Annotated in this window: 21 protein-coding genes; 5 read left to right on the top strand and 16 right to left on the bottom strand. The window is 35.1% G+C overall.

The window, feature by feature from the left end; genetic code table 11:
- Positions 1–126: 126 nt before the first annotated feature.
- From JOS54_RS02930 to JOS54_RS02920, 3 genes are all read right to left on the bottom strand, one after another.
- Positions 127–1,374, bottom strand: a complete 1,248-nt coding sequence (locus JOS54_RS02930; RefSeq protein WP_203245581.1) for a serine dehydratase subunit alpha family protein — start codon at positions 1,372–1,374, stop codon at positions 127–129.
- A gap of 118 nt (positions 1,375–1,492) precedes the next feature.
- Positions 1,493–2,053, bottom strand: a complete 561-nt coding sequence (gmk, locus tag JOS54_RS02925) for a guanylate kinase (RefSeq protein WP_203245580.1) — start codon at positions 2,051–2,053, stop codon at positions 1,493–1,495.
- Between the two features lie 79 nt (positions 2,054–2,132).
- Positions 2,133–5,474: an ATP-binding cassette domain-containing protein gene (locus JOS54_RS02920; protein ID WP_203245579.1), complete on the bottom strand. Its 3,342-nt coding sequence runs from the start codon at positions 5,472–5,474 to the stop codon at positions 2,133–2,135.
- A gap of 121 nt (positions 5,475–5,595) precedes the next feature.
- On the opposite strand from JOS54_RS02920, the gene JOS54_RS02915 reads away from it, so the two are divergent.
- Entirely contained in the window at positions 5,596–7,236 is a 1,641-nt protein-coding gene (locus tag JOS54_RS02915; protein WP_203245578.1) for an NFACT family protein, read from the top strand.
- Here JOS54_RS02915 and JOS54_RS02910 read toward each other — a convergent pair.
- From JOS54_RS02910 to pepF, 5 genes are all read right to left on the bottom strand, one after another.
- Complete coding sequence (locus tag JOS54_RS02910; RefSeq protein ID WP_203245577.1) at positions 7,211–7,936, bottom strand: pseudouridine synthase; 726 nt, start codon at positions 7,934–7,936, stop codon at positions 7,211–7,213. The two genes, JOS54_RS02915 and JOS54_RS02910, sit on opposite strands and share 26 nt — an antisense overlap.
- A 10-nt stretch (positions 7,937–7,946) precedes the next feature.
- Positions 7,947–8,207, bottom strand: coding sequence for a ParB/RepB/Spo0J family partition protein (locus tag JOS54_RS02905; protein ID WP_203245576.1), 261 nt, complete (start codon positions 8,205–8,207; stop codon positions 7,947–7,949).
- 36 nt (positions 8,208–8,243) lie between these two features.
- Positions 8,244–8,786, bottom strand: coding sequence for a glutathione peroxidase (locus JOS54_RS02900; RefSeq protein ID WP_203245575.1), 543 nt, complete (start codon positions 8,784–8,786; stop codon positions 8,244–8,246).
- A 44-nt stretch (positions 8,787–8,830) separates the two neighbouring features.
- Complete coding sequence (locus tag JOS54_RS02895) at positions 8,831–9,904, bottom strand: AI-2E family transporter (RefSeq protein WP_203245574.1); 1,074 nt, start codon at positions 9,902–9,904, stop codon at positions 8,831–8,833.
- 105 nt (positions 9,905–10,009) lie between these two features.
- A complete protein-coding gene (pepF, locus tag JOS54_RS02890) occupies positions 10,010–11,791 on the bottom strand; it encodes an oligoendopeptidase F (protein WP_203245573.1) in 1,782 nt (593 codons plus the stop codon).
- A 94-nt stretch (positions 11,792–11,885) separates the two neighbouring features.
- Between pepF and JOS54_RS02885 the strand changes: the two genes are divergently transcribed.
- A complete protein-coding gene (locus JOS54_RS02885) occupies positions 11,886–13,376 on the top strand; it encodes a DUF1846 domain-containing protein (protein WP_203245572.1) in 1,491 nt (496 codons plus the stop codon).
- A gap of 85 nt (positions 13,377–13,461) precedes the next feature.
- Here the strand turns inward: JOS54_RS02885 and JOS54_RS02880 are convergent, their stop codons facing one another.
- The 4 genes from JOS54_RS02880 to JOS54_RS02865 form a co-directional block, all read right to left on the bottom strand.
- Complete coding sequence (locus JOS54_RS02880; RefSeq protein WP_238928370.1) at positions 13,462–14,793, bottom strand: MATE family efflux transporter; 1,332 nt, start codon at positions 14,791–14,793, stop codon at positions 13,462–13,464.
- Complete coding sequence (locus JOS54_RS02875; RefSeq protein ID WP_203245571.1) at positions 14,793–15,362, bottom strand: thymidine kinase; 570 nt, start codon at positions 15,360–15,362, stop codon at positions 14,793–14,795. Before JOS54_RS02875 ends, JOS54_RS02880 begins: the two co-directional genes overlap by 1 nt.
- 83 nt (positions 15,363–15,445) lie before the next feature.
- Entirely contained in the window at positions 15,446–16,609 is a 1,164-nt protein-coding gene (locus JOS54_RS02870; protein WP_203245570.1) for an iron-containing alcohol dehydrogenase, read from the bottom strand.
- A gap of 19 nt (positions 16,610–16,628) precedes the next feature.
- Entirely contained in the window at positions 16,629–17,162 is a 534-nt protein-coding gene (locus JOS54_RS02865; protein ID WP_203245569.1) for a DNA-3-methyladenine glycosylase I, read from the bottom strand.
- A 91-nt stretch (positions 17,163–17,253) separates the two neighbouring features.
- Between JOS54_RS02865 and JOS54_RS02860 the strand changes: the two genes are divergently transcribed.
- Positions 17,254–17,631 carry a class Ib ribonucleoside-diphosphate reductase assembly flavoprotein NrdI gene (locus tag JOS54_RS02860; protein ID WP_203245568.1) on the top strand — a complete coding sequence of 126 codons (378 nt, stop codon included), beginning with the start codon at positions 17,254–17,256 and terminating at the stop codon, positions 17,629–17,631.
- A 120-nt stretch (positions 17,632–17,751) separates the two neighbouring features.
- Positions 17,752–19,278, top strand: a complete 1,527-nt coding sequence (locus tag JOS54_RS02855) for an LCP family protein (RefSeq protein WP_203245567.1) — start codon at positions 17,752–17,754, stop codon at positions 19,276–19,278.
- A gap of 59 nt (positions 19,279–19,337) precedes the next feature.
- Here JOS54_RS02855 and JOS54_RS02850 read toward each other — a convergent pair whose 3' ends face one another.
- Genes JOS54_RS02850 through JOS54_RS02840 form a run of 3 tightly spaced genes read right to left on the bottom strand, consistent with a single transcriptional unit; the run spans position 19,338 to position 22,888 of the window.
- The gene (locus tag JOS54_RS02850; protein ID WP_203245566.1) at positions 19,338–20,456 is read right to left on the bottom strand and encodes an acyltransferase; all 1,119 of its coding nucleotides are present in this window, start codon (positions 20,454–20,456) and stop codon (positions 19,338–19,340) included.
- Positions 20,457–20,476: 20 nt separating this feature from the next.
- Positions 20,477–21,802 (bottom strand): Gfo/Idh/MocA family oxidoreductase, encoded by a 1,326-nt coding sequence (locus tag JOS54_RS07985; RefSeq protein WP_203245565.1) that lies wholly within the window; start codon positions 21,800–21,802, stop codon positions 20,477–20,479.
- 12 nt (positions 21,803–21,814) lie between these two features.
- The gene (locus tag JOS54_RS02840; RefSeq protein ID WP_203245564.1) at positions 21,815–22,888 is read right to left on the bottom strand and encodes an alanine--glyoxylate aminotransferase family protein; all 1,074 of its coding nucleotides are present in this window, start codon (positions 22,886–22,888) and stop codon (positions 21,815–21,817) included.
- Between the two features lie 375 nt (positions 22,889–23,263).
- On the opposite strand from JOS54_RS02840, the gene JOS54_RS02835 reads away from it, so the two are divergent.
- Positions 23,264–24,259: an acyltransferase family protein gene (locus tag JOS54_RS02835; protein WP_203245563.1), complete on the top strand. Its 996-nt coding sequence runs from the start codon at positions 23,264–23,266 to the stop codon at positions 24,257–24,259.
- Positions 24,260–24,284: 25 nt separating this feature from the next.
- Here JOS54_RS02835 and JOS54_RS02830 read toward each other — a convergent pair whose 3' ends face one another.
- On the bottom strand, positions 24,285–25,697 hold the full coding sequence (locus JOS54_RS02830) for an O-antigen ligase (protein ID WP_203245562.1): 1,413 nt from the start codon (positions 25,695–25,697) through the stop codon (positions 24,285–24,287).
- Positions 25,698–25,719 lie beyond the last annotated feature (22 nt).

The following is a 25,719-nucleotide window of genomic DNA, read 5'->3' as shown; positions in this document are numbered from 1 at the left end:
AAACTTCCAATAAAAATAATCGGTATGCAAACTAAGCTGAATAAAAAGACAGGAAAGTAACGCTTAATCTTTAGCGTTTAATTTAACCCGTCTTTTCATAATCTTAAGAATTCTTAAGATGAATTTCTATTCCAACATCATCTTTAAAATTTCTAAATCGGTTTGCTTCATACCAACTTTACCTAGATGACCAATGGCTTGAATGGTTTGTTCCACATTCTCTTTCATAAGACCTTCGCCAACTTTAAAATTTTTTTGACGTAGAGCCATTTGAAAACCTGTATAACCAGCATCAACAGCAGAGGCAATCTTAGCTGCACAAGATGGCTTCGCTCCATCACATACCATTCCCGAAACAATCATCAAAGAATTTGATATTGTATCCGAAACCAATTGTTCATCTTGGCTCTCTAAGAAAGCCAAGGCGGCTCCTGCCGCCACCCCCGCCGAAGTAACACCACAAAAAGCAGATAAACGACCAATATAGCGCTTGATATGAAGAGCAACCAAATTAGATATCAATAAAGAACGAACCAATAATTCATGCGATTTATTCTTTTCTTCGGCATAAATAATCACTGGTAAAGAGCAAGTGATACCTTGATTCCCCGAACCGGCGTTAATCACCACCGGTAAAGGGCAACCACTCATACGAGCATCTGAACCGGCCGCCGCATAGGCTTTTACTTTTGCTCGAAGACCTTCTCCCTCATTTAAAAGTAATTTACCTACCTCAACGCCCCAATTTCCTTTTAAGCCTTCTTTTGAGATTTCTTGATTTAAAGCAATCTGTTTATCAATCATCTCTTGGACTTCTTCAAAGGGAACTGTTTTTGCGTATTGAACAATCGAATGAATAGATAATTCTTCCAAACATTGATTCTGTTTGTCTTCCACTAATTTTCCTTGATAAAGAAATTGACCATTTTTCATAATACGGAAGAAATTGCTGTGTTTATTTTGAATTTCAACCAAACAATCATTCCCTTGATGATCCTTAAGCCATATTTCAATGTCTAAATTTTCAGCGCCTTCTTTCAGTTCTACTTTGATTTCCTTAGCCTTTAAAATTTCTTTCGCTTTTTCAATGTCCTTATCGTTTACTTTCGATAAAACCTCTAAGTTCTTACTAGCATCACCGGCAATCAAACCAATTGCCGTCGCAGCTTCCACTCCTTTTAAACCATCGGTATTTGGAACGGTTACCCCTTTTACATTTTTTATAATATTTCCCGAACAGCGAATGATTGTTTCCGATGGATAACAACCTAAGACCTTTCGTGCTTTAGCACTAGCTAAGGCTATTGCGATTGGTTCCGTACAACCTAAAGCACAAACCAATTCCTTTTTTAATAATTGCGTAAATGGATTCATACATCACCTATCATTTCTTTTCAGATTAACTATAGCAAACATCCCGTAGCTCTTCTAAACAAAATCATAATTTAATGTTGTATGAATTAACATTTTAAAAAGAGGATTTCTCCTCTTTTTACATATGCCTTTTAATAATCATACGGATAATATCAGCCGCCAACTGTGGATCATCGTTACAAACCACATACTTGTACATACCAATCAAATCCATTTCACGAGATGCTTTCGCTAAGCGTTCTTGAACAATTTCTTCAGGTTCTGTATTACGACCACGAATTCTCTTTTCAAGATCTTCCATGCTAGGCGGTACGATAAAAATCGTTAATGCATCTTCTACCTTCTTTTGAACCTGTTGACAACCTTGAACCTCGATTTCCAAGATGACATTTTTCCCTTCATTTCGTAACTTTTCAACTTGTGCCAATGAAGTACCATAATAATTACCAACAAATTCAGCTGACTCTAGTAATTCGCCCGCTTTTTGTGCCCTTTCAAAATCAGCCCGTGATACAAAGTGATAATTCACTCCATCCACTTCGCCGGGTCTTTGTTTACGCGTTGTCAAAGAAACCGAATAGGATAAGTTCAACTCGGCATCATGAATAAACTCTTTAAGAACAGTTCCCTTACCAACACCGGAAGGACCAGATAAAACAATCAATAAACCCTTGGCCATAAATACATCTCCCTTTTTAATAACTGTATTACAAAATAAGGTGTTCTGCAATCCGTTTTATTAGAATTTATCGCTATTTTTATTCCGAACGAAGCGCCGTTACCGGATCTGACTTAGCAGCTTTTCTAGCTGGGAATAAACCACTTAAAATCGTCAAGAAAACCGATAAAGCAATTAAGATAACCATGGCTTTAACCGGTAAAGAAGCATTAATATTCGTTCCGCCAGACAAATAATGAATGAGTTGATTGATTGGAATTTGAAGCAATAAAGCTACGCCTACCCCAATCAAGCCGGCCAATAAACCGGTAATAAAAGTTTCCGCATTAAATACTTGTGAAATATTACGCTTTGAAGAACCGATTGCTCTTAAAATACCAATTTCCTTCTTTCGTTCAAGAACAGAAATAAAAGTGATTACCCCAATCATAATCGAAGACACGATTAAAGATATTGCCACAAACGCAATCAACACATAAGAAATCACATCCACAATGTTTGTAACGGAACTCATTAAAGTACCCACCAAATCGGTATACGTAATGACTTTACTTTCTTGTTTATTTGCCCTTTGATCAAAATTATAGCGATTGATGATGGACTTAATCTCATTCTTAGCGTTAAAATCCTTTGGATAAAGAACGATTTCATTGGGATCATTTTCATCCGCATAACCAAGTTTCCTTAAGTTATCTTCATAGCTTGAATTTTTTTGATTCAACATCGTCGCAAACATACTCTTTAATTGCTCAGGATTACTATTGATTTGAAGCGCTTGGGAAAAAGCCTTTGGATTAAAACGGAAAGCTGACTTCATTTGACTGGTCAATTGGCGCATCACCTTAGCCATAATTTGACCAGTATTTTTACTCATTTCCTGACCAACAGCCTTACCAATTTGACTTTGTAAGTCTTGAAGATTAACTTGCTTAGAAAGTTCAATCCTTAATTTAGCTTGTCCTTTTGAACTACTTAGATACTTTTCTAAATTCTTTGTGATTAAAGCAATATCTTTCTTATGATTTATTTGAATATAGGATTGATAATTTGTTCCAAGGGCTTTTAATAAATCTTGGATTTGAGCATCGGATAATTGGAAAGAAGCCATCGCTTCTTTTAAGCTTTGATTGATGCGATCTTGACCATGATTTTGAACATACTTCATAAACCCTTGCATCATTTCCGCCTGATTGGCCGGAAGATGATTGTGCAAGGAAGTGATATATTCTTGCAACAATGTGTTATACAAACCAGTCATTTTTGTTTGAACCGCTTTTAAAGCCGAACTATCTTGATATTGTTTCTGAAGATACTTTTGAATGGTCTGTCTTGCTTCTAAGGAAGTTAAATAAGCTTGTAAATCCGTTAAGGCTGTCTGACTATCCGGATATTGCTTGAAATAATCTTCCATAATATTTTTCGATAAAGAAACTAAATCCACCTTCGATGTATCCAAGTGAATTTTGGAAAGAATAGCTTGTGCATCCATTTTTGAAACATTCATATCCGACAAATTCAAGCCATCTAGCTTCATTGCACTTGGATTAACTTGAAAAGCCGATTGTAGCTTTTCCGGGTTTAGCTTAAATAAAGACTTCATATCAAACGAAGGTTTATTCTCTTCACCAAAAGCCTTACCGGTAAAAATATTCGTTCTCTTATCCGCCAACTGCGCTTGAACCACCTTCGATTGCTTAGCTTCTTGTATTAATTCACGCACTAAACTGGCCGGATAATTTAAGCCTTGTGATAAAACTGTGGTATCTTCATTTTTCTTGGGTTGAACAACCCCAACCACCTTTAAATCCTTTGCTTGACTTAAAAGCTTTTTTAAATAATCCTTATCATCCGAATGATCCGACCAAGACTTTAAAGTTTCATCGTAACTATACAAAGAACTTGGTGCCACTACTTTTAGCTTCTTATGCAAAACCTTCTCATAAGAATAGAAAAAGTTTCCTTCATTTATTTTTACTTCTTCACCTCGAGTAAACTTTTTAAACATCTCATTCAGTTCTGCATAGTCTTTTAATCCTAAAGAATAACTCGTTAAATCCGTCATTGTACCATTTGCACTTAAAACAAGCACTAATTCATGTGAATTCGTCGGCCATTTACCAGCCTTTAATTCGTAAGCATCCTTATACAATTTTTCATTTTCTGGTAGTGAGTGAAAGGAATTATTAGACATAGAGGATGGCACAAAGGTAGACGCATACGGATTTTGATTTGAAAAACCGGAGGGATTCACTCGCTGACCATTTTCTTGATAGATATAAGGTGTCACATTAAAGTGGTATTCAATCGCATTTGTATAATCAGATAAATGATTTGGATTGGTTTCTAAATATGATTTAAAAGATTTCAAATCATTTGCGGCAACCTTTGCGAACATATTCGAAATTGTTTTGCTTTCTTTCACCCCTTCTTGTTTCGTGGCAGGACTTTTAGAAGAGTTTGATTCGCTTATAAAAGAAGATAAATTAATTCCCTGTTTTGTGATTTCAAGTGGGTATTGAGATAAGGTTTTTTCTTCGGTATCTTTGATGTATTGGTTGACGCCATTCGAAATAGCCATAATTAAAGCAATGCCAATAATACCAATCGAACCCGCAAAAGCAACTAAAATCGTTCTTGCTTTTTTGGTTAGTAAATTATGAAAACTAAGGGATAAAGCGGTCAAAAAGGACATCGAGGCTTTTCCTAAGTTTTTATGCACAGTTGGCTGATCCGATGCACTTGGCGTATAAGGATTGGTATCGGAAAGAATAATCCCATCCTTTAAATTCACAATACGAGTGGCGTATTTCTGCGCTAACTCTGGATTATGTGTCACCATAACAACCAAACGATCCTTTGCGACCTCTTTTAATAAGTCCATAACTTGAAAAGAAGTTTCAGAATCTAAGGCTCCAGTTGGTTCATCGGCTAATAAAATGGCCGGATTATTCACCAAAGCACGCGCTATCGCTACTCTTTGCATCTGCCCACCAGACATTTGGTTTGGTTTCTTATGCGCTTGGGCTTCTAAACCAACTTTCTTTAAAGCATCTAAAGCTCTTTGTTTACGTTCAGCTCCAGAAATGCCGGAAATAGTTAAGGCAATTTCAACATTGGCTAAAACTGATTGATGAGGAATTAAGTTATAAGCTTGAAAAACAAAGCCGATGGTATGGTTACGATAACTATCCCAATCTCGATCTTTGTATTTTTTAGTGGAAATGCCATTGATAATTAAATCTCCTGTATCATAACTCTCCAAACCACCAACAATATTTAAAAGTGTGGTCTTACCTGAACCGGAAGGACCGAGGATTGCCACAAATTCATTATCTCTTAAATTTAAGGACACTTGATTCAACGCATTTTGAACCAAATCACCTGTCTTATATTGTTTGGATATATCTTTTATCTGTAACATAAAACACCCTCTTTTTTTAATGCTACAAGTGTAACATGATTTAAACGAAGTCAAAAGCTAGATACATCCTTCTCAACAAGAAATTCCCTTGTGTTAAAATAGTAATCAGTGAGGTTTTCTTATGGCAGTTGATGGCATCTTATTACACAAAATGATTCCCCTTTTACAAGCGGATTTACCCCTTCGTATTCAAAAAATTTGGAATCTGTCTAATACCGAACTATTGTTTCAAGTACATGGAAAGAATGCTAAGAAACAATTGCTCATTAGCACTCATTCTTTATACAATCGCATTCAATTCACCAATAGGAAATTCTCTACTCCGGAAGAACCAATTTCTTTTGTGATGTTATTGCGAAAATACATAGAAGGTAGCACCATTGAAAGCATTGAACAAGTCGGATTAGACCGTTGGTTAATTATGAACATTCGGGCTAATAATCATTTAGGAGATATTGTTCATTACCAATTTGTGATTGAACTCATGGGCAAATACGCTAACTGTATCCTCGTTTCTCCGGAAGGAAAAATTCTAGATGCCTTAAAACGTATCCCACCTTTCGCTAATCAAGTTCGAACAATTCAACCAGGTGCTTTGTTTATTCCTTGTGAAGCTCAGAAAAAAAAGAATCCTTTTCAAGATTTTCAATTTGATGCAGATAAGAATTTAACCACTCAATTTGCCGGTTTTTCCCCTCTTTTAAGCAAAGAAATCGAATACCGCCTAGACCATGGACAACATTTTTCTGCCATTATGCAAGAAATTGAAATGTCCAACTCTCTTTATTTTTCAAACGATCATAACCCCAACCATTTTCATACCATTGCTTTAAACCATCTTGGCACCAACAAAGAGCTTTCTTTGGAAGAAGGCTTAGATTATCTTTACAAAGACCTTGAAGAACAAGATCGCATCAAACAATTGGTTGGTGATGTCATGAAGTTTATTCAAAAAGAAAGAAAACATCAAGAAAGAAAATTACCTCGTTTACAAGAAGAATACCAAGAAGCCTTGGATTGTAATCGTTATCGCATCTATGGAGATTTACTCTACGCTCATCAAGAAGAGGTTGAAAAAGGGCTAAATTCCATTTCTTTACGAAGCTATGAAAACAATGAAATAATTACCATTCCTTTAGATCCCGAACTTGATTGTAAGAGTAATGCTCGTAAGATGTTCCGGCTTTATAACAAACGTAAAAAAAGTCAATCTTATCTTCAAGAACAAATTCAAAAAACCATCTTAGAACGTGATTATTTCTTATCCCTTGAAGAACAATTGTCTTATGCAAATGTGGAATCCGCTCGTCAAATTCAAGAACAACTCATTAAACAAGGCTATTTAAAACGTAAAAATAGGAAAAACCAAAAGAAAAAGAAAGACCGAAAGCTAGCCATTCATAGCCTTGTTTCAAAAACCGGACTAGGCATTCGATTTGGTAAGAATAGCTTTCAAAATGAAGAAGTTACTTGGCATAGTCCCAAATCATTCACTTGGCTTCATGCCCAAGATTACCATGGCGCTCATGTGGTGATTGAAAGTGAATCTCCGGATGAAGAAACACTTCGTTTGGCAGCGAATATTGCTGCGTATTTCTCTTCCGGTCGCTATTCCTCTTCTGTTCCTGTCAGTTATTGTTTGATTAAAGAACTTAAAAAAATACCTGGCGCCAAACCGGGTATGGTACAACTAGGCTCTTATAAAACCATTTATATTGATCCAAACGAAGAAGAACTTAACGCTTACAAGCTGCTGAATTAAGTAGCTTTTTTACTTCAAAGCTCTTTAGACGACGATATTCTCCTTGTCTTAAATTCCCCAAATCCAAGAAAGAATAAGCAATTCTTTTTAAGGTATGAATATCCACGCCAAAGTAAGCCATCATTCTTCTAATTTCGCGATTACGACCTTCCTGAATCGTTAAATGAATGCGTGTCTTATTCGTTTTACGACTTCGGGAAAGAACTTCTACTTTAGCTGGTAAGGTAATACCATCTTCTAATGGAACACCGGCCTTTAATTTCGCTAACATACTATCCTCTAAATAACCATCTACGAAAACTTCATAGGTTTTCTCCATCTGATTTCTAGGATGCATCATTGCATTCGCAAATTCACCATCATTTGTTACTAATAATAAACCCGTTGTTTCATAATCCAAACGACCGACCGGAAAAATACGTTGTTTCACATTTGGAAAACAATCCATAATCGTCGCTCTTTTCAAATCATCATGAACCGTACTAATCATTTTCTTCGGTTTATTCAAAAGAAAATAAACCCTTTCTTCTTTTTGAATACTTTGTCCATTAACGATAATTTCATCCTCAGCAGAAACTTGAAGCCCCATTTCCCGAACAACTTTACCATTTACTTTCACTTTTCCTTGAGCAATTAATTCTTCCGCTTTTCTTCTTGATGCGATGCCGGCTTGAGCAATGACTTTCTGTAATCGTTGCATATTCCTCCTTTTAGTGATGATTTTGTGTATGACCCCAAAATCCACTTCCTGCTTTCTTAAAGTTATTTTCAATACAAACCATCGCTTCTTTTTTTCCTAATTCTTGTAAACAAGTTAAGCGTTGATGCCCATCTAAACAAAGATAACCCTCATCCACTTCCTTCACTCGAACCGGAATTGCCATTCCTCTTTGTTCAATCGACTTCTTCAATATTTCATTTGGTTTATCTTGAAATACAATCTCTTTTAATAAGACTTTCTTCGTTATCATACTATAAGTATAAAAGAAAAAATCCTCCTTGGAGGATTAAAGTAAAGTTTCGATAGCTTGGGATACTTTTTTCATACTCGTAGTTGGCTCAAAACGTTCTACCACACGACCATCTCGGTCTACTAAAAACTTCGTAAAATTCCATTTAATATCCGTTGTTTCTTTGTAGTCAGGATGAAGTTTCTTTAACATCGTTGCCATAGCTAAAGCCTTAGGACCTTTACCAAAACCGGCAAAGCCCTTTTGACTCTTTAAATAAGTAAATAAGGGTAACTCATCTTCGCCATTCACATCGGACTTGTGAAATTGATCAAAGCTTGTGTTGTATTTTAAAGTACAGAATTCATGCACTTCATCATCATTGCCCGGTGTTTGACCTGCAAATTGATTGCAAGGCACATCAATAATTTCTAAACCTCTCTCATGAAAAGACGTATACATTTCCTGCAAATCCTTGTATTGAGGGGTAAAACCGCAACCGGTTGCTGTATTTACAATCAACAACACCTTGCCTTTATATTGTTCAAGAGAAACCTGTTCTCCTTGACGATTTTCTAATGTGTAATCATAAATGCTCATAGTAAATTCCTCCATCTATTTATATTGTATACAATATTATTTGATTATTCAACCGGCTCTTTCTTCAATTCTTCCTGTAAAACCTGATATGCAGTAGAAGCTAGTGGTATTCCTACTAACATACCCATAATGCCGAATAAAGATCCCATAATAACCACGGTCGTAAATACCCAAATGGCCGGTAAACCAATTCTAGCTCCCACAACCTTTGGATAAATAAAGTTACTTTCAATCTGTTGCAATATCAGCAAGTAAATAATAAAGAAAAGCGCCAGAATTGGTTTGACAGTAAAAACCATAAATACCCCAATAGCACCACCAATATAAGCACCAATGATTGGAATAATATTGATAAAACCAACAAGAATACCAACCGACAAAGCGTATGGAAAACGAAATAAAAGCATACCTAAGGCACATAAAGTTGAAAGAATAAAGGCTTCCATCAACTGACCAACGATGAAATTACGGCAATTTCGGTGCAATATACCATACGCATACTTTAACTTTGAAATCCAATCCGGTTTTAAGAAATGGTGCACAATCTTGGCTATTTCACTCTTCAAATAATCCTTATTCACCAATAAATAAATCGAGAAAATCAAAGCAATCAAACCATCCGATAAAATCGTCACCAAGGAATTCACAACGCTTAAAGTGCCACTCGCTAAATTCAAAACATTGGTTTGCACAAACTTTACAATATTTTCTATATAGTTTTGCCAATTTACCTTTTGAATTTGTTCAACAACCAAAGGGGCGTATTTTTTTAACTGTTCATTTTCACCAAGGCTTTGAATCGCACTTGGTAAGTTCTTCACTAAAGCACCAATAGAGTTATATAATTCCGGAATCATCACAAATAAAAGAGCGACCATGACGAGTAGGATTAGCACATAAGCTAATCCTAAAGCCAATCCTTTTCCGATTTTCTTCTTTCTTAAAAAGCTATAAACAATATTCACCAAATACGCTAATACTGCCCCTATTAGTAAGGAGTGAAACGCTGATAGAAAATGCACAAGTGATTGAAAAATCCAATCCATCTTTAATAAGAGGATGGCTAATATAAAAATTAAGAGAATACTTTGGTTAACTGGATTGTTTTTAAATTTCATAATTTCTTCTTTCTTTTCTTAAAAAATAGACTGAATTTAAACGAAAGTCAAACCAATTCCCATTAAAAAATACCTTAATGTTTCCATTAAGGTATCTCCAAAACACTAAAGCTTTTCAACAATCTTCTCCGCTTCTTCAACGATGCTCTTAAACTTCTCTAAAGCCAAACGAATCGGTTCTCTTGTGTTTAAATCAACACCGCCAATCTTGAGGGCTTCTAAAGGATACACCGAGGAGCCAACGCTTAAGAAATGACGATAATTATCCCTATCTTCTTGACTACCTAAACGAAGCTTTTCAGAAATCGCAATGGCTGAGCTATAGCCTGTCGCATATACATAGACATAGAAAGGACGATAGAAATGAGGAATACGTGACCATTCATACTTCACTTCTGGATCCATCACCAATTCATCACCGAAGTATTCCTTCACTAATCCTTCATATAAATCATTGAGGTATTCAGTCGTTAAAGCTTGACCTTGTTCACGGTGAGCATGCGCTTCTTTTTCAAATTCCGCAAACATTGTTTGACGATAAATCGTTCCCTTAAATCCTTCTAAGTATTGGTTTAATAAATGAAGACGCTTTTTTAAATCCGTTTCTTTGTCCAAAAGCTGTTCAATCAATAAGTTCTCATTTACCGTTGAAGCCACTTCCGCAATAAACAAGGAATAATTCGCATAAGGTTGTTCTTGCGTATGACTTGTGAAATACGTGTGCATAGAATGACCCATTTCATGTGCAATCGTACTAACCGAATCCAAAGTCTTCGAGAAGTTGGTTAGAATAAATGGATTGGAAGTTCTTGTTCCACTCGAGAAAGCCCCGGAATGTTTACCATCGTTTGGATATGCATCCATCCAGCGATCCTTAAAAGCTTGACGAACAATATCTTGATAATCCTTACCCAATGGCAAAACCGCTTCCACCACCATTTCTTTGGCTTGGTTTAAATCATATTGCATTTCCAACTCACTAAGCGGTGTGTATAAATCATAGTAATGCAATTCATCTAAGCCCAAAATTTTCTTACGTAAAGCCACATAGCGATACATCACCGGCATATATTCATGAATAGTCTCAATCAATTGGTCATACACCGTTTGAGGAATCGCATCATTGTATAAAGAAGCCTTTAAAGAGCTATCAAAATGACGTAATTTTGCGACCCCTGTTGCACTAGTCACACAAGTACTATATGTTTGCGCTAAGGTGTTATTAAATTGTTTGAACGACTTATAGAAAGAGCGGAAAGAATTCTCTCTTAACACACGGTCTGGGCTGGTTTGATAAAGAATATAATTAGATGCATTCAGTTCATGTAGATTTCCATCTTTATCTAAAATTGAATCAAACTTCATATCCGCATCCATCAATTTAGAACTGATTTGAGAAGAAGCACTTAATACCTCTTGTAAAGAAGCTAAAATACTTTCTTCCTTTTCACTTAACGTATGGGCTTTTTCACGAGCCATCTTCTCTAAAATAAAGTGGTATTTCTTTAAATCTTCATCCTTCATTAAGCTCTCCAATTCAGATTCACTTAACGATAACAATTCCGGTTGTACATAAGAAACCAAGCTGACCAGTTCCACATAAGCACCATAAGCACGTGCATACATATCGCTAGCTTTGGCTTGACGTGTATCTTCACTTTCTCTTAAAGAAGCGTAGGTAAAGACATTGTCCAACTTACCCTCTACTTCATAATATAAATCAAAATATTCTTTTAAAGAAGCCACTTCGTTTAAATAACCGGCGTATTTTCCTAAGCTCTTCATTTCTTTTTGGACTTCTTTTAAGGCAATTTCAAAGTCTTCATCACTGTTGAATAAAGTACTTAAATCCCATTTATCTTCTAAAGCTATCTCTTTTCGATCCATTGTTTTTTAAACATCCCTTCATTTTTAGATTATTCTACCATTTTTCCTTATTTTCATAAAGGGTAGTGCTATTATAAATGCTGGAGGATTTTTTATGTTTAAAAAGGCATTTGATTCAAAACAATACTTGCAGATACAAAAAGATAAGATTTTAGAACGCATTTCCACTTTTGATGGAAAATTGTACTTGGAGTTTGGAGGTAAAATGTTTGAAGATTTCCATGCTTCCAGGGTCTTACCTGGTTATGATCCCAATAATAAAATTCATTTATTAACTGAATTAAAAGACCAAGTGGAAATCATTATTGCCGTCAACGCAAACAATATTGCGAACAGTAAAGAAAGACAGGATTTGGGTATTCCTTATGATCAAGAGGTGTTTCGTTTGATCGATGCTTTCCGCTCCTTAGATTTATACCTAGGCTCTGTAGTCATCACTCGTTACCAAAATCAACCGGCAGCGGATGCCTTTCGTCATGCTTTGACTAGACATGGTATTCCTTCTTATTTACACCATCCCATCGATGGTTATCCAATGGAAGTCGAAAAGATTGTATCCAAAGAAGGTTTAGGTAAAAATGATTACATTCAAACCAGTCGTAATTTAATTGTCGTAACGGCTCCCGGTCCCGGTTCCGGCAAAATGGCAACCTGTATCTCACAGCTATACCACGATCACATGCATCATATTAAATCCGGTTATGCGAAATTTGAAACCTTCCCTGTTTGGAATTTACCTTTAGTTCACCCTGTCAATCGTGCTTATGAGGCCGCAACAGCTGACCTAGACGATGTTAATATGTTGGATCCCTATCACCTGGAAAGCTATGGTAAACAAGCTGTCAATTATAATCGTGATATTGAAATCTTTCCTGTTTTAAAACAATTATTTGTTAAAATACAAGGTTCTTGTCCTTATCAATCTCCTACGGATATGGGGGTCAATATGGTTGGTTTCTGTATTAGTGATGATGAGGCAGTAAAAGAAGCTTCAAAACAAGAAATCCTTCGTCGTTATTTCCAAATCTTAGTTGCGAAAGCACAAGGAAAAGTGTCCACCAATGCGGTTAATAAATTAGAATTACTTCTCAATCATATTGAAGCTCGTCCTGAGGATCGTATTGTTGTGGGGAAAGCTAGAGAAAAGGCAATTGAAACAGGTGCACCAGCCATGGCTTTGGAATTAAATGATGGGCGTATTGTCCTCGGGAAAACTTCTTCCTTATTTGGACCAAGTGCAGCCTTGATTATCAATGCTTTAAAATCTTTAGCGAAGATTGATGATGAAACACTTTTAATTCAACCTGAGTTTATTAAGCCAATTCAAAAATTAAAAACGGAGTATCTAGGTAACCATAATCCTCGTTTACACTCGGATGAATTATTGATGGCTCTCGTGATTATTTCCAAAGATAATAAAACCATCACCGAAGCTCTTGAACAATTAAATCATCTAAAAGGATGCCAAGCGCATAGTACCGTTATCTTACCGGATGAAGATAATAATGTTTTTCGTAAATTAGGTGTTGATGTGACCTTTGATCCACAATACACACAAAAGAAGCTATATCACGGGAAAAAATAAAAGTGAGTTCAAGTTGAATTCACTTTTTAATTTTTGTTTCACATACAATTAGAACAATTAAATAAACGATACTCATAGAGACGGTTTAAATCCTTCCCTTTTTCCAAATACCACTGATATAAAAGAGAATAAAGAAAGAAGCAGTCAAACACCAAGAGATTGGATACACCAATAAAGTATCCAAAATTGAATGTCCCGGATAGAAAAGAATCCAAAGAATACGCACGCCAACAACACCAATCAACGATATAATCATTGGCACAAAAATCACATTCATCGCTCTTAAAGAAGCCGAATAGATTTCCAAGAAAGCCACCGCATTCCAGAATGGACCAACTAGCCACAATATCTGCATACCTACCTTTACCACCTCTGAATCTTGAGTAAATAAGCGATAAAATTGTTCACCAAATAAAATAGATACTATCGTAATATTAATCGAACCAAGTAGGAACATTCCTAAAGCAATACGAATTCCTTTTTTCACCCGTTCAAATTGTTTTGCGCCAAAGTTTTGACCAACAAAGGTCAAACAAGAAGCCCCCATGGCACCGGAAAAATTCCAAAAGAACATATCAATCTTACCAAAGGCTGTAAAAGAAGCGACAGAAACTGTCCCATAACTATTCACACTAGATTGAATGAATAAATTCGCAAAGGAATAAAGTGAGCCTTGAATAGCGGTTGGCAAACCAATACTAATAATGCGTTTAAACAGAACATAATCAAACTTCATCTGTTTTAAATCCAAGTAATACACCTCATCTTTATCATGAAAGATGTACAGCGTTAAAGCACAGGTGACCGCTTGTGAAACAACCGTCGCTATCGCTGCTCCAGCTACACCAAGATGCACATAAATAACCAGAAAAATATCTAAAACAATATTTGTGATAGATGCCACCATCAAGAAATATAAAGGTCTTTTCGCATCACCAACCGCTCTTAAAATGCCTGCACCAGCGTTATAAATCATGGTGGGAATCAAGCCTAATAAATAAATACGTAGATAAATAAGAGCATCTTGCATCATTTCTTTTGGAACAGACAATAATTTCAGCATATCTTCTGAAAAAATGAGTCCTAATACCATGAGCACAATTCCTAACACAATATTCATAAGCATTATCGTTGAAACTGTTAAATGCACCTTATCTTTCTCATTAGCACCAATAAATTGAGCGATAATGACTGTTGCTCCAGTACTTAAACCAACCACAAAACCAATGATTAAATTAATAATCATTGAAGTTGAGCCGCCAACGGCTCCTAAAGCAATCGTTCCAACAAAGTTACCCACTACCATTGCATCCACTGTGTTATACAGTTGTTGAAATAAATAACCTAGTAAAATTGGAAAGAAAAAAATTAAAATTTCTTTCCAAATGGAACCCTTTAACATGTTATGAGAACGCATTATTCGTCCTCTTTATGTAGCTTTCCTGCTAAGAAATGCTTACGGCATAAAGCAATATAATCATCATTTGCCCCTAATAGAACCTGTGAGCCTTCTCGCACAATACCATGTGCATTATAACGAGCATTGCAGGTTGCTTTATGACCACACCAACAAACCGTCTTGACCTCACTAATCGTATCCGCAAGCGCCATTAAACGAGCACTTCCTTCAAATAAATTCAATTGAAAATCCGTGCGCAAACCATAACACAACACCGGTACATTCAAATCATCCACCACATGTACTAAGAAATCAATTTCTTCCACACTCGCAAATTGAATTTCATCGACAATAATGGCATCATACTCCTTCAATTCTTCATTCATCTTACAAACTTCTGTCAGTAAAACACATTCTTTTTCTAAACCCATACGACTCTTAATCGTATGCTTACCATCACGAGTATCGGTATTGGTTTTTACTAACAATGCCTTTTGACCACGTTCACGATAATTGTATTCAGCCATTAACGCATTCGCTGTTTTTGAAGAGCCCATCGCTCCATAATAAAAATATAACTTTGCCATAAAAACCTACTTTCTACTCATCAAAAGATAGCTTTATTGTACTGTTTTTAAAACGGGAAAAAAAGGAGAAAATTCTCCTTTCCTTAAAGACACATCTTAAAGATACATACCACATCTTCTTCACTTAAGCCAACAAAGCTATCAAACCATGGATGTGTACAAGATTTCGCCATTTCTTCAAAATGTGTTTCATCAATACCTAACTCGCTTAAATGCATTGGAATTCCAACCGAAACAAAGAAATCATACAAGGCTTGAATACCTGCTTTCGCTAATTCTGTTTCATCTTTATTCTCTAAGCCCCAAACATTTTTCGCAAACTTCACCAGTCTTGGCGTAATACTTGAATCTTTTTCTAAGATATAACTTAACCAGCGCGGTGTTAAAATGGCTAAACCAACACCATGGGTAATATCGTAGAAAGCCGATAATTCATGCTCCATCGCATGACATGGCCAACCCGAAGATACTTTCCCATATTCTGGTATTCCCGAACAAGCAATCGATGAATTCCAAAATAAATTCGCTCTTGCTTCATAGTTTGTCGGATCTTGTAAGACAATTGGTAAATTATGAATAACCGATTTTAAAATACCTTCTTCAATGGCTTCTGATAAGTCTGCATTCATTGTACGAGAAAAATAGCCTTCCATAATATGCGACATCATATCCGCCCCACCGGCAGCGCTTTGCTTGGCTGGCAAGGTAAATGTATAACATGGATCACAAATTGATACAGCTGGAAAAGTAAAAGTACGACCAATCTTTTTATGGATAGCCATATTACTAATGACTCCACCACTATCAAATTCCGAGCCGGTCGCCGCCATCGTCATAATGGCAACCAACGGTAAGGCTTTTTGACTACCATTTGACGCTAAGACCATTTGCCAATAATCATCACCATTGAAATAGGCTCCAACCGCAATAGCTTTGGAACAGTCTAAAACGCTACCACCACCCACAGATAAAATCACATCAATCTTTTCTTTCTTACAAATATCCGCTCCGCGAGCAACCGATTCCACACGTGGATTAGGCTCAATACCAGCGCATTCAAACACTTCAAAGCCGGCTTTAGTTAAAATTTCCAGAACTTCATCATATAGACCAACTCTTTTAATAGAACCACCACCATAAGTTAAAAGAACTCGTTTACCAAATGACTTTAAAGACTCTTCCAAATGCGAAATCATACCCTTACCAAAGTACAACTTTGTTGGTATATCGTGTACAAAGTTTTCCATATTTCCACCCCTTTCAATTTTATTTTAGCACACAGTCTTCTTCATGGTTGTTGATGATACCGCCAGCTGATAAAAAAGAATAAATGGTTGTCGATCCACAAAATTGAAAACCTCTTTCTTTTAAAGATTGGCTGACTAAATCACTAAGTTCATCATGACCAATAGAACCTTTATTATGATAAATACGTGGTTTTCCTTGGACAAAAGACCAGCAATACTGCACAAAATTCGCTTCCCCCATTTTTTTAATTAAAGTCGCATTATGAATAATTGCTCTTATTTTTCTTTCATAATGAATGACAAAGTTATCGTTTAATAAGCGCTTAACATCATTTTCACTATAAGAAGCTACTTTTTCAATATGAAAGTCATCAAAGGCCCTACGAATTCCTTCTCTTCTTTTTAAAATAGTTGACCGGCTTAAACCGGCTTGGAAAATTTCTAATGAAAGTATTTCAAATAATGAATCCGCTTGGAAACATGGTCTTCCCCATTCTTCATCATGATATCGTTTCATTAAATCACTTTCATTGGCCCATAAACATCGTTTCATAGACCTATTTTATCATTTTGAGCATATCTTTTGTTCCAAGAACTTTTCTTCTCTATAATAAAGTCACAAAATGTTAAAGGAGAAAAATAATATGTTACTAGTGTATGCAAGCCGTCAAGGCAAAACAGAAGCTTTAGTCAATGCTTTAAATGTTCCATCGACTCTTAAATTAGCGGATGGAAGTGAAACGGTAAATGAACCTTATGTATTGGTTACCTACTCTGATAAAGTGGGCGAAGTGCCTGCTATTGTTGAAAAATTCTTATCCACAAATCATCGTTTATTAAAGGCTATTATTGCAACCGGTTCTATTGAACGTCATTATGAAACATTTGGTTATGCTGGGCTTAAGATTTCACAAGAGTACCATGTTCCTTTATTAGCGATAGTAAATGGTCGTGGAAGTGATGCAGATGAAATCAAGATTAAAGAAATGTTGACAACTTTAGAAACAAAACTAAGTCAATAAAATGATGGGGAGAAACGGTTGTTTCTCTTTTTTTAAAAATATGGAATTATCTTAATGAAAAATTAAATTCCAGCATTTTCTCATCTATGGTAGTATTAAGAGGATAAAAAGGAGTTTTATATGGTGAAAAAGAAAAATCACATTGATTTTCGAAGAGCAACTTGGATTTTATTATTGTTATGTTCCATTGTAGCTCTTATAGTATTAAAATTTTCCCCTTTCGTGCCATTTAGATGGTGGGTTATAGCTGTATTAATCGTTGCAATTCTCTTACTGTATCGCTTATTACTATCCACCACTAAAAAGCGCTATTGGTTTTCTAAAATTACGATTGGTTTAAACCTTATCTTCTCCGCTTGTTTGATTGTGGTATCGATTTTCTTACCATATATCAAAGGGAATATCGAAGGTATCTTCAAACGTGTTACTGAACAGAGCACCATGATTAATGTCTACGCCCTAACAAGCGAGTATAAATCTGCTCACAAAGATGTCTTTAAGGATACCAATTTCTACGACGATATATTAAATTATAAAGATAAAACTTTCTTATCTCAGACCAGCAGTTCTCTTGAGGACACAAAGGCCGGCTTAGAAGCTGTCCAGAAAAAAATTGGTACTATTAAATTGCTTGAAAAATCCTCTCCGGAAGAAGCAGCCGCGGCTTTATATAGTAACCAAGGTCAAGCCTTAGTGCTTTCAGAAAATGTTGCCAATCTTTTAGCAAGCAATGAGAAATACAAAACTTTCTTAAAAGACACAAAAGTTGTGTATAGCTTTAAAAAGACGGAAAAGCTTCCTGAAGTGAAACGTCGAACTTTACAAGATGGTACCTTCTCTCTCTATGTAGCAGGTAGTGATACCCGTAGTGGTAAGTTATCCTTAAAAGATCGTTTTGATGTCAACATGATTGTGACGGTTAATCCAAAGACACACCAAATCCTAATTACATCTATTCCCCGTGACTCTTTAGTGCCTAACCTTGCTTTAGGTGGTGGAAAGGATAAATTAACGCATCTAGGCGTTCAAGGTGTACAAAATACAACGAAATCTTTAAATCGTTGGTTAAATATGGAAATTGATAATTATGCGATTGTCAATTTCGTTACTTTCTCAAAAATTATTGATGCTTTAGGTGGTATTGATGTCGATAATCCATACAAGTTCGTAGCAACGAATGCGGGAGGCTATACTTATCCTAAGGGTAAGATTCATTTGAATGGTGCAGAAGCACTTGGTTATGTTCGTGAGCGTTATTCTTTAAAAGATGGTGACTTTGGTCGTGGAATGCACCAAACTTTGGTACTAAATGCGATTATCCGTAAGGTAAGTTCTCCATCTGCTATTACGAAGTTTCCTGCTCTTATGAACTCTTTATCCGGTTCTTTATTAACTGATGCTGATATTAATTATTTCTATCAATTAGGTTCTGAAACATTGGCGGCTGATAAAGCTTGGGATATTATCAACTATCGTATCACTGGCAGTGTTGGTATGTTTAAGACAGCTTCGATGCCTAGCACACCATTATCTTGTGTCTTTCCAAATTCAGAGCAAGTAGCCAAATTGAGGCAAATGATTCAAGATATGGAAAATGACAAAGTCATTCAAAATCCAGCTAAGAAAAATACATCTGTGAAACAATAGATAGAAAAGAAACTAATCTTGAGATTAGTTTCTTTTCTTATATTTTAGTATTTTTATCTTTATAACATTACCAGGTATTTCTTAGTCCAGGCTAATAAACTCAACAAACGAATGACCACAAGACTAACAAAAATAGGCACAAAGTGATAAATCAATAAATTGATATAGGCAAATGGAGTGATATCACCTAATTGAAAATGAATGGCTTCCATAACGATGATATGAATGAAATAAATTGCAAAAGATACTTTTGAAATATAAGCAATCATTTCCCATTGCTGTGCTGGATGTTTGCTTTCAAGTCTACTGCCCCATCGACGTATAATTTCAAAGGAAAAGAGCGCTAAAAGCATAATATCGGAATCATAGTAGCCAAAATTATAATGCGAATCAACTTTTTCATAGCTAAACGTCAAAAAAATCGCTATAATCCAGAAAAAAATAGTCAGAAAATATAGCCAAAATCTTTTTAGTCGTTTCAAGAAACCCTCATAAATTAAATAACCAAATACTAGGTATGGAAAATAAATGGATAAAATATTACTGGTATCCATACCAATGCCCAGACCGGTTTCAAATCCTAACACTAAAAATACATGATTTACGTTTGGTAATAGATACCCATATAACAACAGCAAAGATATTGGTAAAAACATTGCCTTTACGGAAAATTTATGAATAAATATAGCCACCAAAGGAATGATTGTATAAATAGATAAAATCACTGGAATATACCAAATATTACCATAGGTATAAGTTGAATCAAATAATAATGTTCTTACCATCCAAATAAGCTGACTGGAAAATTTAGAAATTGGTTCATATCCTGGTACTTTAAATAGCACAATAATCCAGTACATAATCAAAATCCATAGCTCTGAAGTGATAAAAATCTTTAATAGGTTGTGCTTATAAAAATGAAGCACATCTTCCCATGTTTCAAATTTTTTACTTAGTGTTAATGCTCCAGTAATCATTAGAAAAATAGGAACACCCAAACGACTTAAAACATATAAGACAACTCTAAAAATAGCATCCAAACTAAAATTACCTAATAGAAAGCTTATAATTGAATTACTTATATGTAAAGTTCGATCAATCGAATGATTTAAGATAATGGAAAATATGGCGAAGCATCTCGCCATATCAAGCCATAAAATTCTTTTCTTACTCAACATAGAATTCATTTTATTTCTTTTTATTCTTGATAAAAATCATCTATCACACGCACAATCTCTTTACTAACAGGAAAATCAATAAAGCGATTTTGGGTTTTGGAAGAAATGGCTTTAATAAACGCTGAAAGTTCATAACGAATTCCTTCTCCATCCAGTTGATAGAAATAACGTTTATTCTTTTCTTGATTTTCATAACGAACTTCAAAGTAATCTGTCTTCCACCACGGTGCCGGCACATAGACATAACCCTTTGTTCCGGAAACAACCAATTCGCCTTCTGATTTAGCCCCAACCCCAACTTTAATATTCGCAACCGCCTTTGGATAATCAAAGCTAATTCTTGTGAAAGAATCAAACTTCTTCTCTCGGTCGAAATAAAGGGATTTCCTATTTTTCTTTTCATAGTTAGTGCCTAATAGTTGGAAAACCGGTAATAAAGCCGTTGGTCCCCAAGCGCAAATACTATTCCAATTTTTTGCGACATAATCCTCTTTATTTTCAAACTTTGATAAGCTTGTACAAGTTGCATCTACCGATACAACATCACCAATTCTACCGGACTTCACAATCAACAAAAGACGATTGTAAGCTGTCGCATAGGCTGTCTTAATAGCATCCATGAGAATTAGTTTTTTCTCTTTAGCAAGAGCTTCTAATTCTTCTATTTCTTCCATACGCAAAGCCATCGGTGCTTCACATAAAACATGCTTACCGGCCAATAAAGCCTTCTTAACATGCTCATAATGTAACTCGGGTTTAGAAACAATATATAAAGCATCACAGCTATTGAATAGGCTGTCATAGTCATCAAACATTTGGACCGGTTCATCCCTTAATGTCTCTAAAGTCTGCCCCATGTTATAAATACCAGCCACCTCAGCTCCATTGACTACTAAGCTTTCTGTATAATACTTATGCAAAATATTATGCGCACTACCACCCACAAAACCAAGGCGTACATTTCTATCCTTTTGGCGGATTTCCGTACTAGAAATACCTTTGGTACGATCCAAATAAACCACTTCACAGTATTCTTTTAAATAATCAAAGTAGCCTACCCAATCTGAACCGACGGTAAATACATCAATTCCGAGGCGACGAATATCATCAATTTTTTGACCCTCGTATTCTTCAACAATGATTTCATCCGCTATACCAGTGGCTTTAACCGCTTCAATTCTTTCCATTAAAGACTGTTGCACATTTATCTTCCCACGAATTTTATCGAAACCATCTGAAGTAACGCCGACAACTAAATAATCGCCTAGTTCCTTCGCTCTTTCCAAAAGGCGAATATGACCAAAATGCAATAAATCATAAGTTCCATAAGTGATTACTTTTTTCATAATTCTCTCCGTTTAAATTAGATTTCGCCTTTGCATATCTGCTAAAGCGTTAATTAAAGTTGTATTATCTTCCTTTGTTAAAGCACCAATGTGACCAACACGGAACACAAGCTCTTTTAAAAGACCACCATTTGGACAAACCCATATTTGGTACTCATCTTTTAAGATTCTAAAAATATCACTAGCGTTAGCGGTGGTTGGTTTTAAGGCGGTTACCGCATTTGGTAAAGACTTTGATACAATTTCAAATGGGAAAGCCTTAATTTTTTCACGGAAATCTTCTGCCAAAGCGTGAATACGAGCAATTTCAGCTTCTACACCACCTGCCGCTTTGATGTCTTTTAAACGTTGATTTATTTGCAATAAAGTTCCAACCGCTGGTGTGAATGGTGTTTGACCACGTTCCCCATTGGATAAAGCCAGCTTTAAATCAAAGTATAAACTCTTGACTTCATTGACTTGAATTCTTTCAATTGCCTTTGGTGAACATACAATAACCGAAACACCGGGGGGACAAGCTAAAGCTTTTTGTGAACCAGTAATCAAACAATCCACCTCGTATTCCTGCATATTTAATGGATCACATAAGAATGAGCTGATGGAATCCACTATCAAAAATAAATGATTTCTCTTACAAAAATCAGAAATAAGTTTAATATCATACAACACCCCTGTCGATGTTTCATCAATGTTGACAAGAAAGGCTGTATAATCTTTGCCTTCATACTTATTCAAGTCTTCTTTTTGGATTCCAAGCCACTCAGTTGGAACAATTTCTGTGTAAGGAATTTCATGAATTTTACAAATATCCACAAATCGTTGACCAAAACTGCCACCGTTAACAACCAATACTTTATCCTTTTTCGTCAACATATTCATGACCGAAGCTTCCATGGAGGCTGTACCGGAGCCGGTTATGAATAAAACACGAGCTTGGTCACCGGATTGCGTAAATTCTTTGATTAAAGCTTCATTTTCTAACATAACCTCTGAGAACTCAGGTGTTCTAAAGTAAGGGATATTTTGCGCTCCAATTGCACGAACCGCTTCACTTGATTGGACAGGTCCAACGGTAAAATTTAACATAATACTCTCCATTTCTTTTTATTAAACGGCTAATAGCAAAGTTTTAAGACCATTCAGGATAGTTTGTTATTAACGCTAAAATTATACCACATCTAAAAAATGGTCAATGTATATCTGTGATTTTTTTCAAATATTGGTTTGTAAAAATGACCATCGAATTTCACAATAAAAAAGAATATCTCCAGTATCATTCAATATCAAAAAAATCCTTGTTCTACCTATTGTCTACCAACTAATTTTCCATTGGAATACACTCAAATAAATTAAAAATTCCTCGTCAAATCACCCCATAAAAAGTAGAATTCTAAGATATTTTCATTTAAATTATTTTAAGTAAGATGGTATAGTATATGAGTGTTTTATTGAGGTCAATTTATGGAAAAAAGAATTACTTTTTGGGATAATCTAAAATTCCTTTTAATTATATTTATGGTCATTGGTCATTTAGCCTATGAATTTACCGATATATCAAAAACAGCTCGTTTTCTTTACCTAAGTATCTATTCCTTTCATATGCCCCTATTTATATTTATATCGGGCTTATTTCATAAAAGTGATAAATTCAAACAGCATATTTTATTCTATATCAGTATTGGCTTTAGTCAAAAAATGTTCAATGTCCTTTTAGCCTTTCTTTTTCACGAAAGCATCCATTTTAAATTATTGAGTGATGGTGGTATTCCATGGTTTATGTTTGTCTTAGCTATTTATACCCTATTAGCCGAATTACTAAAAGATCAGAATCATACTTATCTCATTCTTGCTTTTGTCTGCTTAGCCTGTTTCATTACTTATGATTCTTCTATCAATGATTACTTATATTTATCAAGAACTATTGTTTTCTTTCCATTCTATTTACTTGGTGTTATTTGTCAGCCGGAGAGATGTTTAGTGATAAAACAAAAATTTTTCTTGCAAGGGAAAATCCTGGCCTCTATTTTCTTGACCGTTATTTTATTCCTATTCTATTTCAAATTAAATAGCTTTTATCCATTCCGCTATCTATTCACCGGACGAGCTATTTCCCCTGAACAATTTAATGATTACAATCCTTTACACCGATTATTCTGTTATGGATTAACAATTTGTATGTCTTTATCCATCATGGCTCTTGTACCAATAAAACATCTTACTGGAATTAGTCATTGGGGTAGAAAAACCATTAACGTCCTTTTCTATCACTGGCCTTTAATTAAAATAATTGGTCATTTTATTTCCTTCAAACAACTATATCAACACCCTATTGGTATGGTTTCCTATTACCTAATAGCCATTTTAATTAGTATCCTTTTATCACAAAAAATCTTTGATTATCCAATCCTTTGGATTAGAAAACAAATCTTCACAACAAAAAAAGTGATTTCCAACTGAAAATCACTTTTTAAAAGGAGGCTTCTTAAACACTTTTCTTTGTGTTAACTAATTCTGGAATAAAACCATTCATAATCAAGCCGGCAAACATCCAAAAGAAGAAAGCTGGTGTATTTTCCATGAAGAAAATCCCTTGATCAAATATAGCTGAAATAAGTCCCGAGATAACGATTAAGAAAGAAAACACATACAAATCTTGCACATGCGTAATCCTTTTCACATATAAGAAGTTATCTTTGAAACTCAATAATAAAAAGGCAAGTAAAGAAAGAATGCCTATATAACCCGTACTAACAAATACCTTTAAATAGCCATTATGTGTATGATAAATCGCCCCTGCCGCAAACTTCTCAGGAAAATTCGTTTTTACATATTGAACAATGTATAAATTTGGTTGGTTTTTAGCTATGTATTTCATATAGTTACCGGGAGATAGACCAATCACGCCAAATTCTCGATAATTGTCTAAATAATCCTTCCAAATAGCCAAACGGTTATTAGAAAAATTGTCCTTTAAATCTTCATTCCGATCTAAAACATCCTTATCCGAAGGTTTGCTGTTATTCGTATTTAATAGCGAAGAAATCGTCGATAAACCATTCGAATATACCCTTATAGAATAATACACTCCTACCATAAAACAAGCACTCAAAACTAAGGCAATCACTGTCCTTTTGAAGTTTACTTTCTTAAAATGGCTTCGATACAATAAGAAAAAACCAATAAATGAACAAATCAACAATGAAAACTTGGCGCTTCTTGAACCGGATAAAATAATATGCACCACAAAAAGAACAGCCGGAATACTATACAACCATTTAAACTTTCTCTTCTTACGGAATTCATAGAGAGTTAAAATAAACAACATTAAAGAAATATAAGCCGCATGATTGATTGGATCAAAAATGCCAAATAAGCGATTTTGTAAGAAACCCTGTCTAGCAATAGAAACATCCTCTGCTAAAGGATTAATCACATAGGTATAACCAATATCCATAAAGAATTGAGCAATGGAAACCAAACAAGCAATACTCCAAATTAAAAACAATAGGTGTATATACATATCCATCGTTTTAATAAATTCTTCCTTCTCAATCCTTGCCGAAATCGAATAAAACAAAGAAAAACTAATCGTTGCCCAAGCAATAGAAAATAAATTATCTTTAATACCAAACTCTCTTGTCCGAACTGTCGCAATTAGAGCAATAAAAGAAATCAAATAGAGCAAATACACGTACTTGGCTTTAAAAACAGTTCTCTGAAGAAGAACATCCACAGCCAAAAGAAGTGCCCCAAATATACCTAGGTAACTTTGAAGATGATAGAAAGGTGTTTTTGTCAAAAAAGATAATACTGGTGAAATAATCATCAATGTAAAAACAACAATGGTTATCCAAATATAATGTAAAACAATTTTATCAAAGAATTCTTTTTTCACCTTTACCATCCCCCTCAAAGAA

Origin of the sequence: Bulleidia sp. zg-1006 (genome assembly GCF_016812035.1) — a bacterium.
GTDB lineage: Bacteria > Bacillota_I > Bacilli_A > Erysipelotrichales > Erysipelotrichaceae > Bulleidia.
Note: the sequence above shows the minus strand (reverse complement) of the source record. Positions and strands in the feature narration are given on the sequence as shown.

Bases quoted from the DNA above. Each gene is read 5' to 3' on its own strand.
- JOS54_RS02930 (WP_203245581.1), bottom strand. From the start codon at position 1,374: ATGAATCCATTTACGCAATTATTAAAAAAGGAATTGGTTTGTGCTTTA.
- gmk (WP_203245580.1), bottom strand. From the start codon at position 2,053: ATGGCCAAGGGTTTATTGATTGTTTTATCTGGTCCTTCCGGTGTTGGT.
- JOS54_RS02920 (WP_203245579.1), bottom strand. From the start codon at position 5,474: ATGTTACAGATAAAAGATATATCCAAACAATATAAGACAGGTGATTTG.
- JOS54_RS02915 (WP_203245578.1), top strand. From the start codon at position 5,596: ATGGCAGTTGATGGCATCTTATTACACAAAATGATTCCCCTTTTACAA.
- JOS54_RS02910 (WP_203245577.1), bottom strand. From the start codon at position 7,936: ATGCAACGATTACAGAAAGTCATTGCTCAAGCCGGCATCGCATCAAGA.
- JOS54_RS02905 (WP_203245576.1), bottom strand. From the start codon at position 8,207: ATGATAACGAAGAAAGTCTTATTAAAAGAGATTGTATTTCAAGATAAA.
- JOS54_RS02900 (WP_203245575.1), bottom strand. From the start codon at position 8,786: ATGAGCATTTATGATTACACATTAGAAAATCGTCAAGGAGAACAGGTT.
- JOS54_RS02895 (WP_203245574.1), bottom strand. From the start codon at position 9,904: ATGAAATTTAAAAACAATCCAGTTAACCAAAGTATTCTCTTAATTTTT.
- pepF (WP_203245573.1), bottom strand. From the start codon at position 11,791: ATGGATCGAAAAGAGATAGCTTTAGAAGATAAATGGGATTTAAGTACT.
- JOS54_RS02885 (WP_203245572.1), top strand. From the start codon at position 11,886: ATGTTTAAAAAGGCATTTGATTCAAAACAATACTTGCAGATACAAAAA.
- JOS54_RS02880 (WP_238928370.1), bottom strand. From the start codon at position 14,793: ATGCGTTCTCATAACATGTTAAAGGGTTCCATTTGGAAAGAAATTTTA.
- JOS54_RS02875 (WP_203245571.1), bottom strand. From the start codon at position 15,362: ATGGCAAAGTTATATTTTTATTATGGAGCGATGGGCTCTTCAAAAACA.
- JOS54_RS02870 (WP_203245570.1), bottom strand. From the start codon at position 16,609: ATGGAAAACTTTGTACACGATATACCAACAAAGTTGTACTTTGGTAAG.
- JOS54_RS02865 (WP_203245569.1), bottom strand. From the start codon at position 17,162: ATGAAACGATGTTTATGGGCCAATGAAAGTGATTTAATGAAACGATAT.
- JOS54_RS02860 (WP_203245568.1), top strand. From the start codon at position 17,254: ATGTTACTAGTGTATGCAAGCCGTCAAGGCAAAACAGAAGCTTTAGTC.
- JOS54_RS02855 (WP_203245567.1), top strand. From the start codon at position 17,752: ATGGTGAAAAAGAAAAATCACATTGATTTTCGAAGAGCAACTTGGATT.
- JOS54_RS02850 (WP_203245566.1), bottom strand. From the start codon at position 20,456: ATGTTGAGTAAGAAAAGAATTTTATGGCTTGATATGGCGAGATGCTTC.
- JOS54_RS07985 (WP_203245565.1), bottom strand. From the start codon at position 21,802: ATGAAAAAAGTAATCACTTATGGAACTTATGATTTATTGCATTTTGGT.
- JOS54_RS02840 (WP_203245564.1), bottom strand. From the start codon at position 22,888: ATGTTAAATTTTACCGTTGGACCTGTCCAATCAAGTGAAGCGGTTCGT.
- JOS54_RS02835 (WP_203245563.1), top strand. From the start codon at position 23,264: ATGGAAAAAAGAATTACTTTTTGGGATAATCTAAAATTCCTTTTAATT.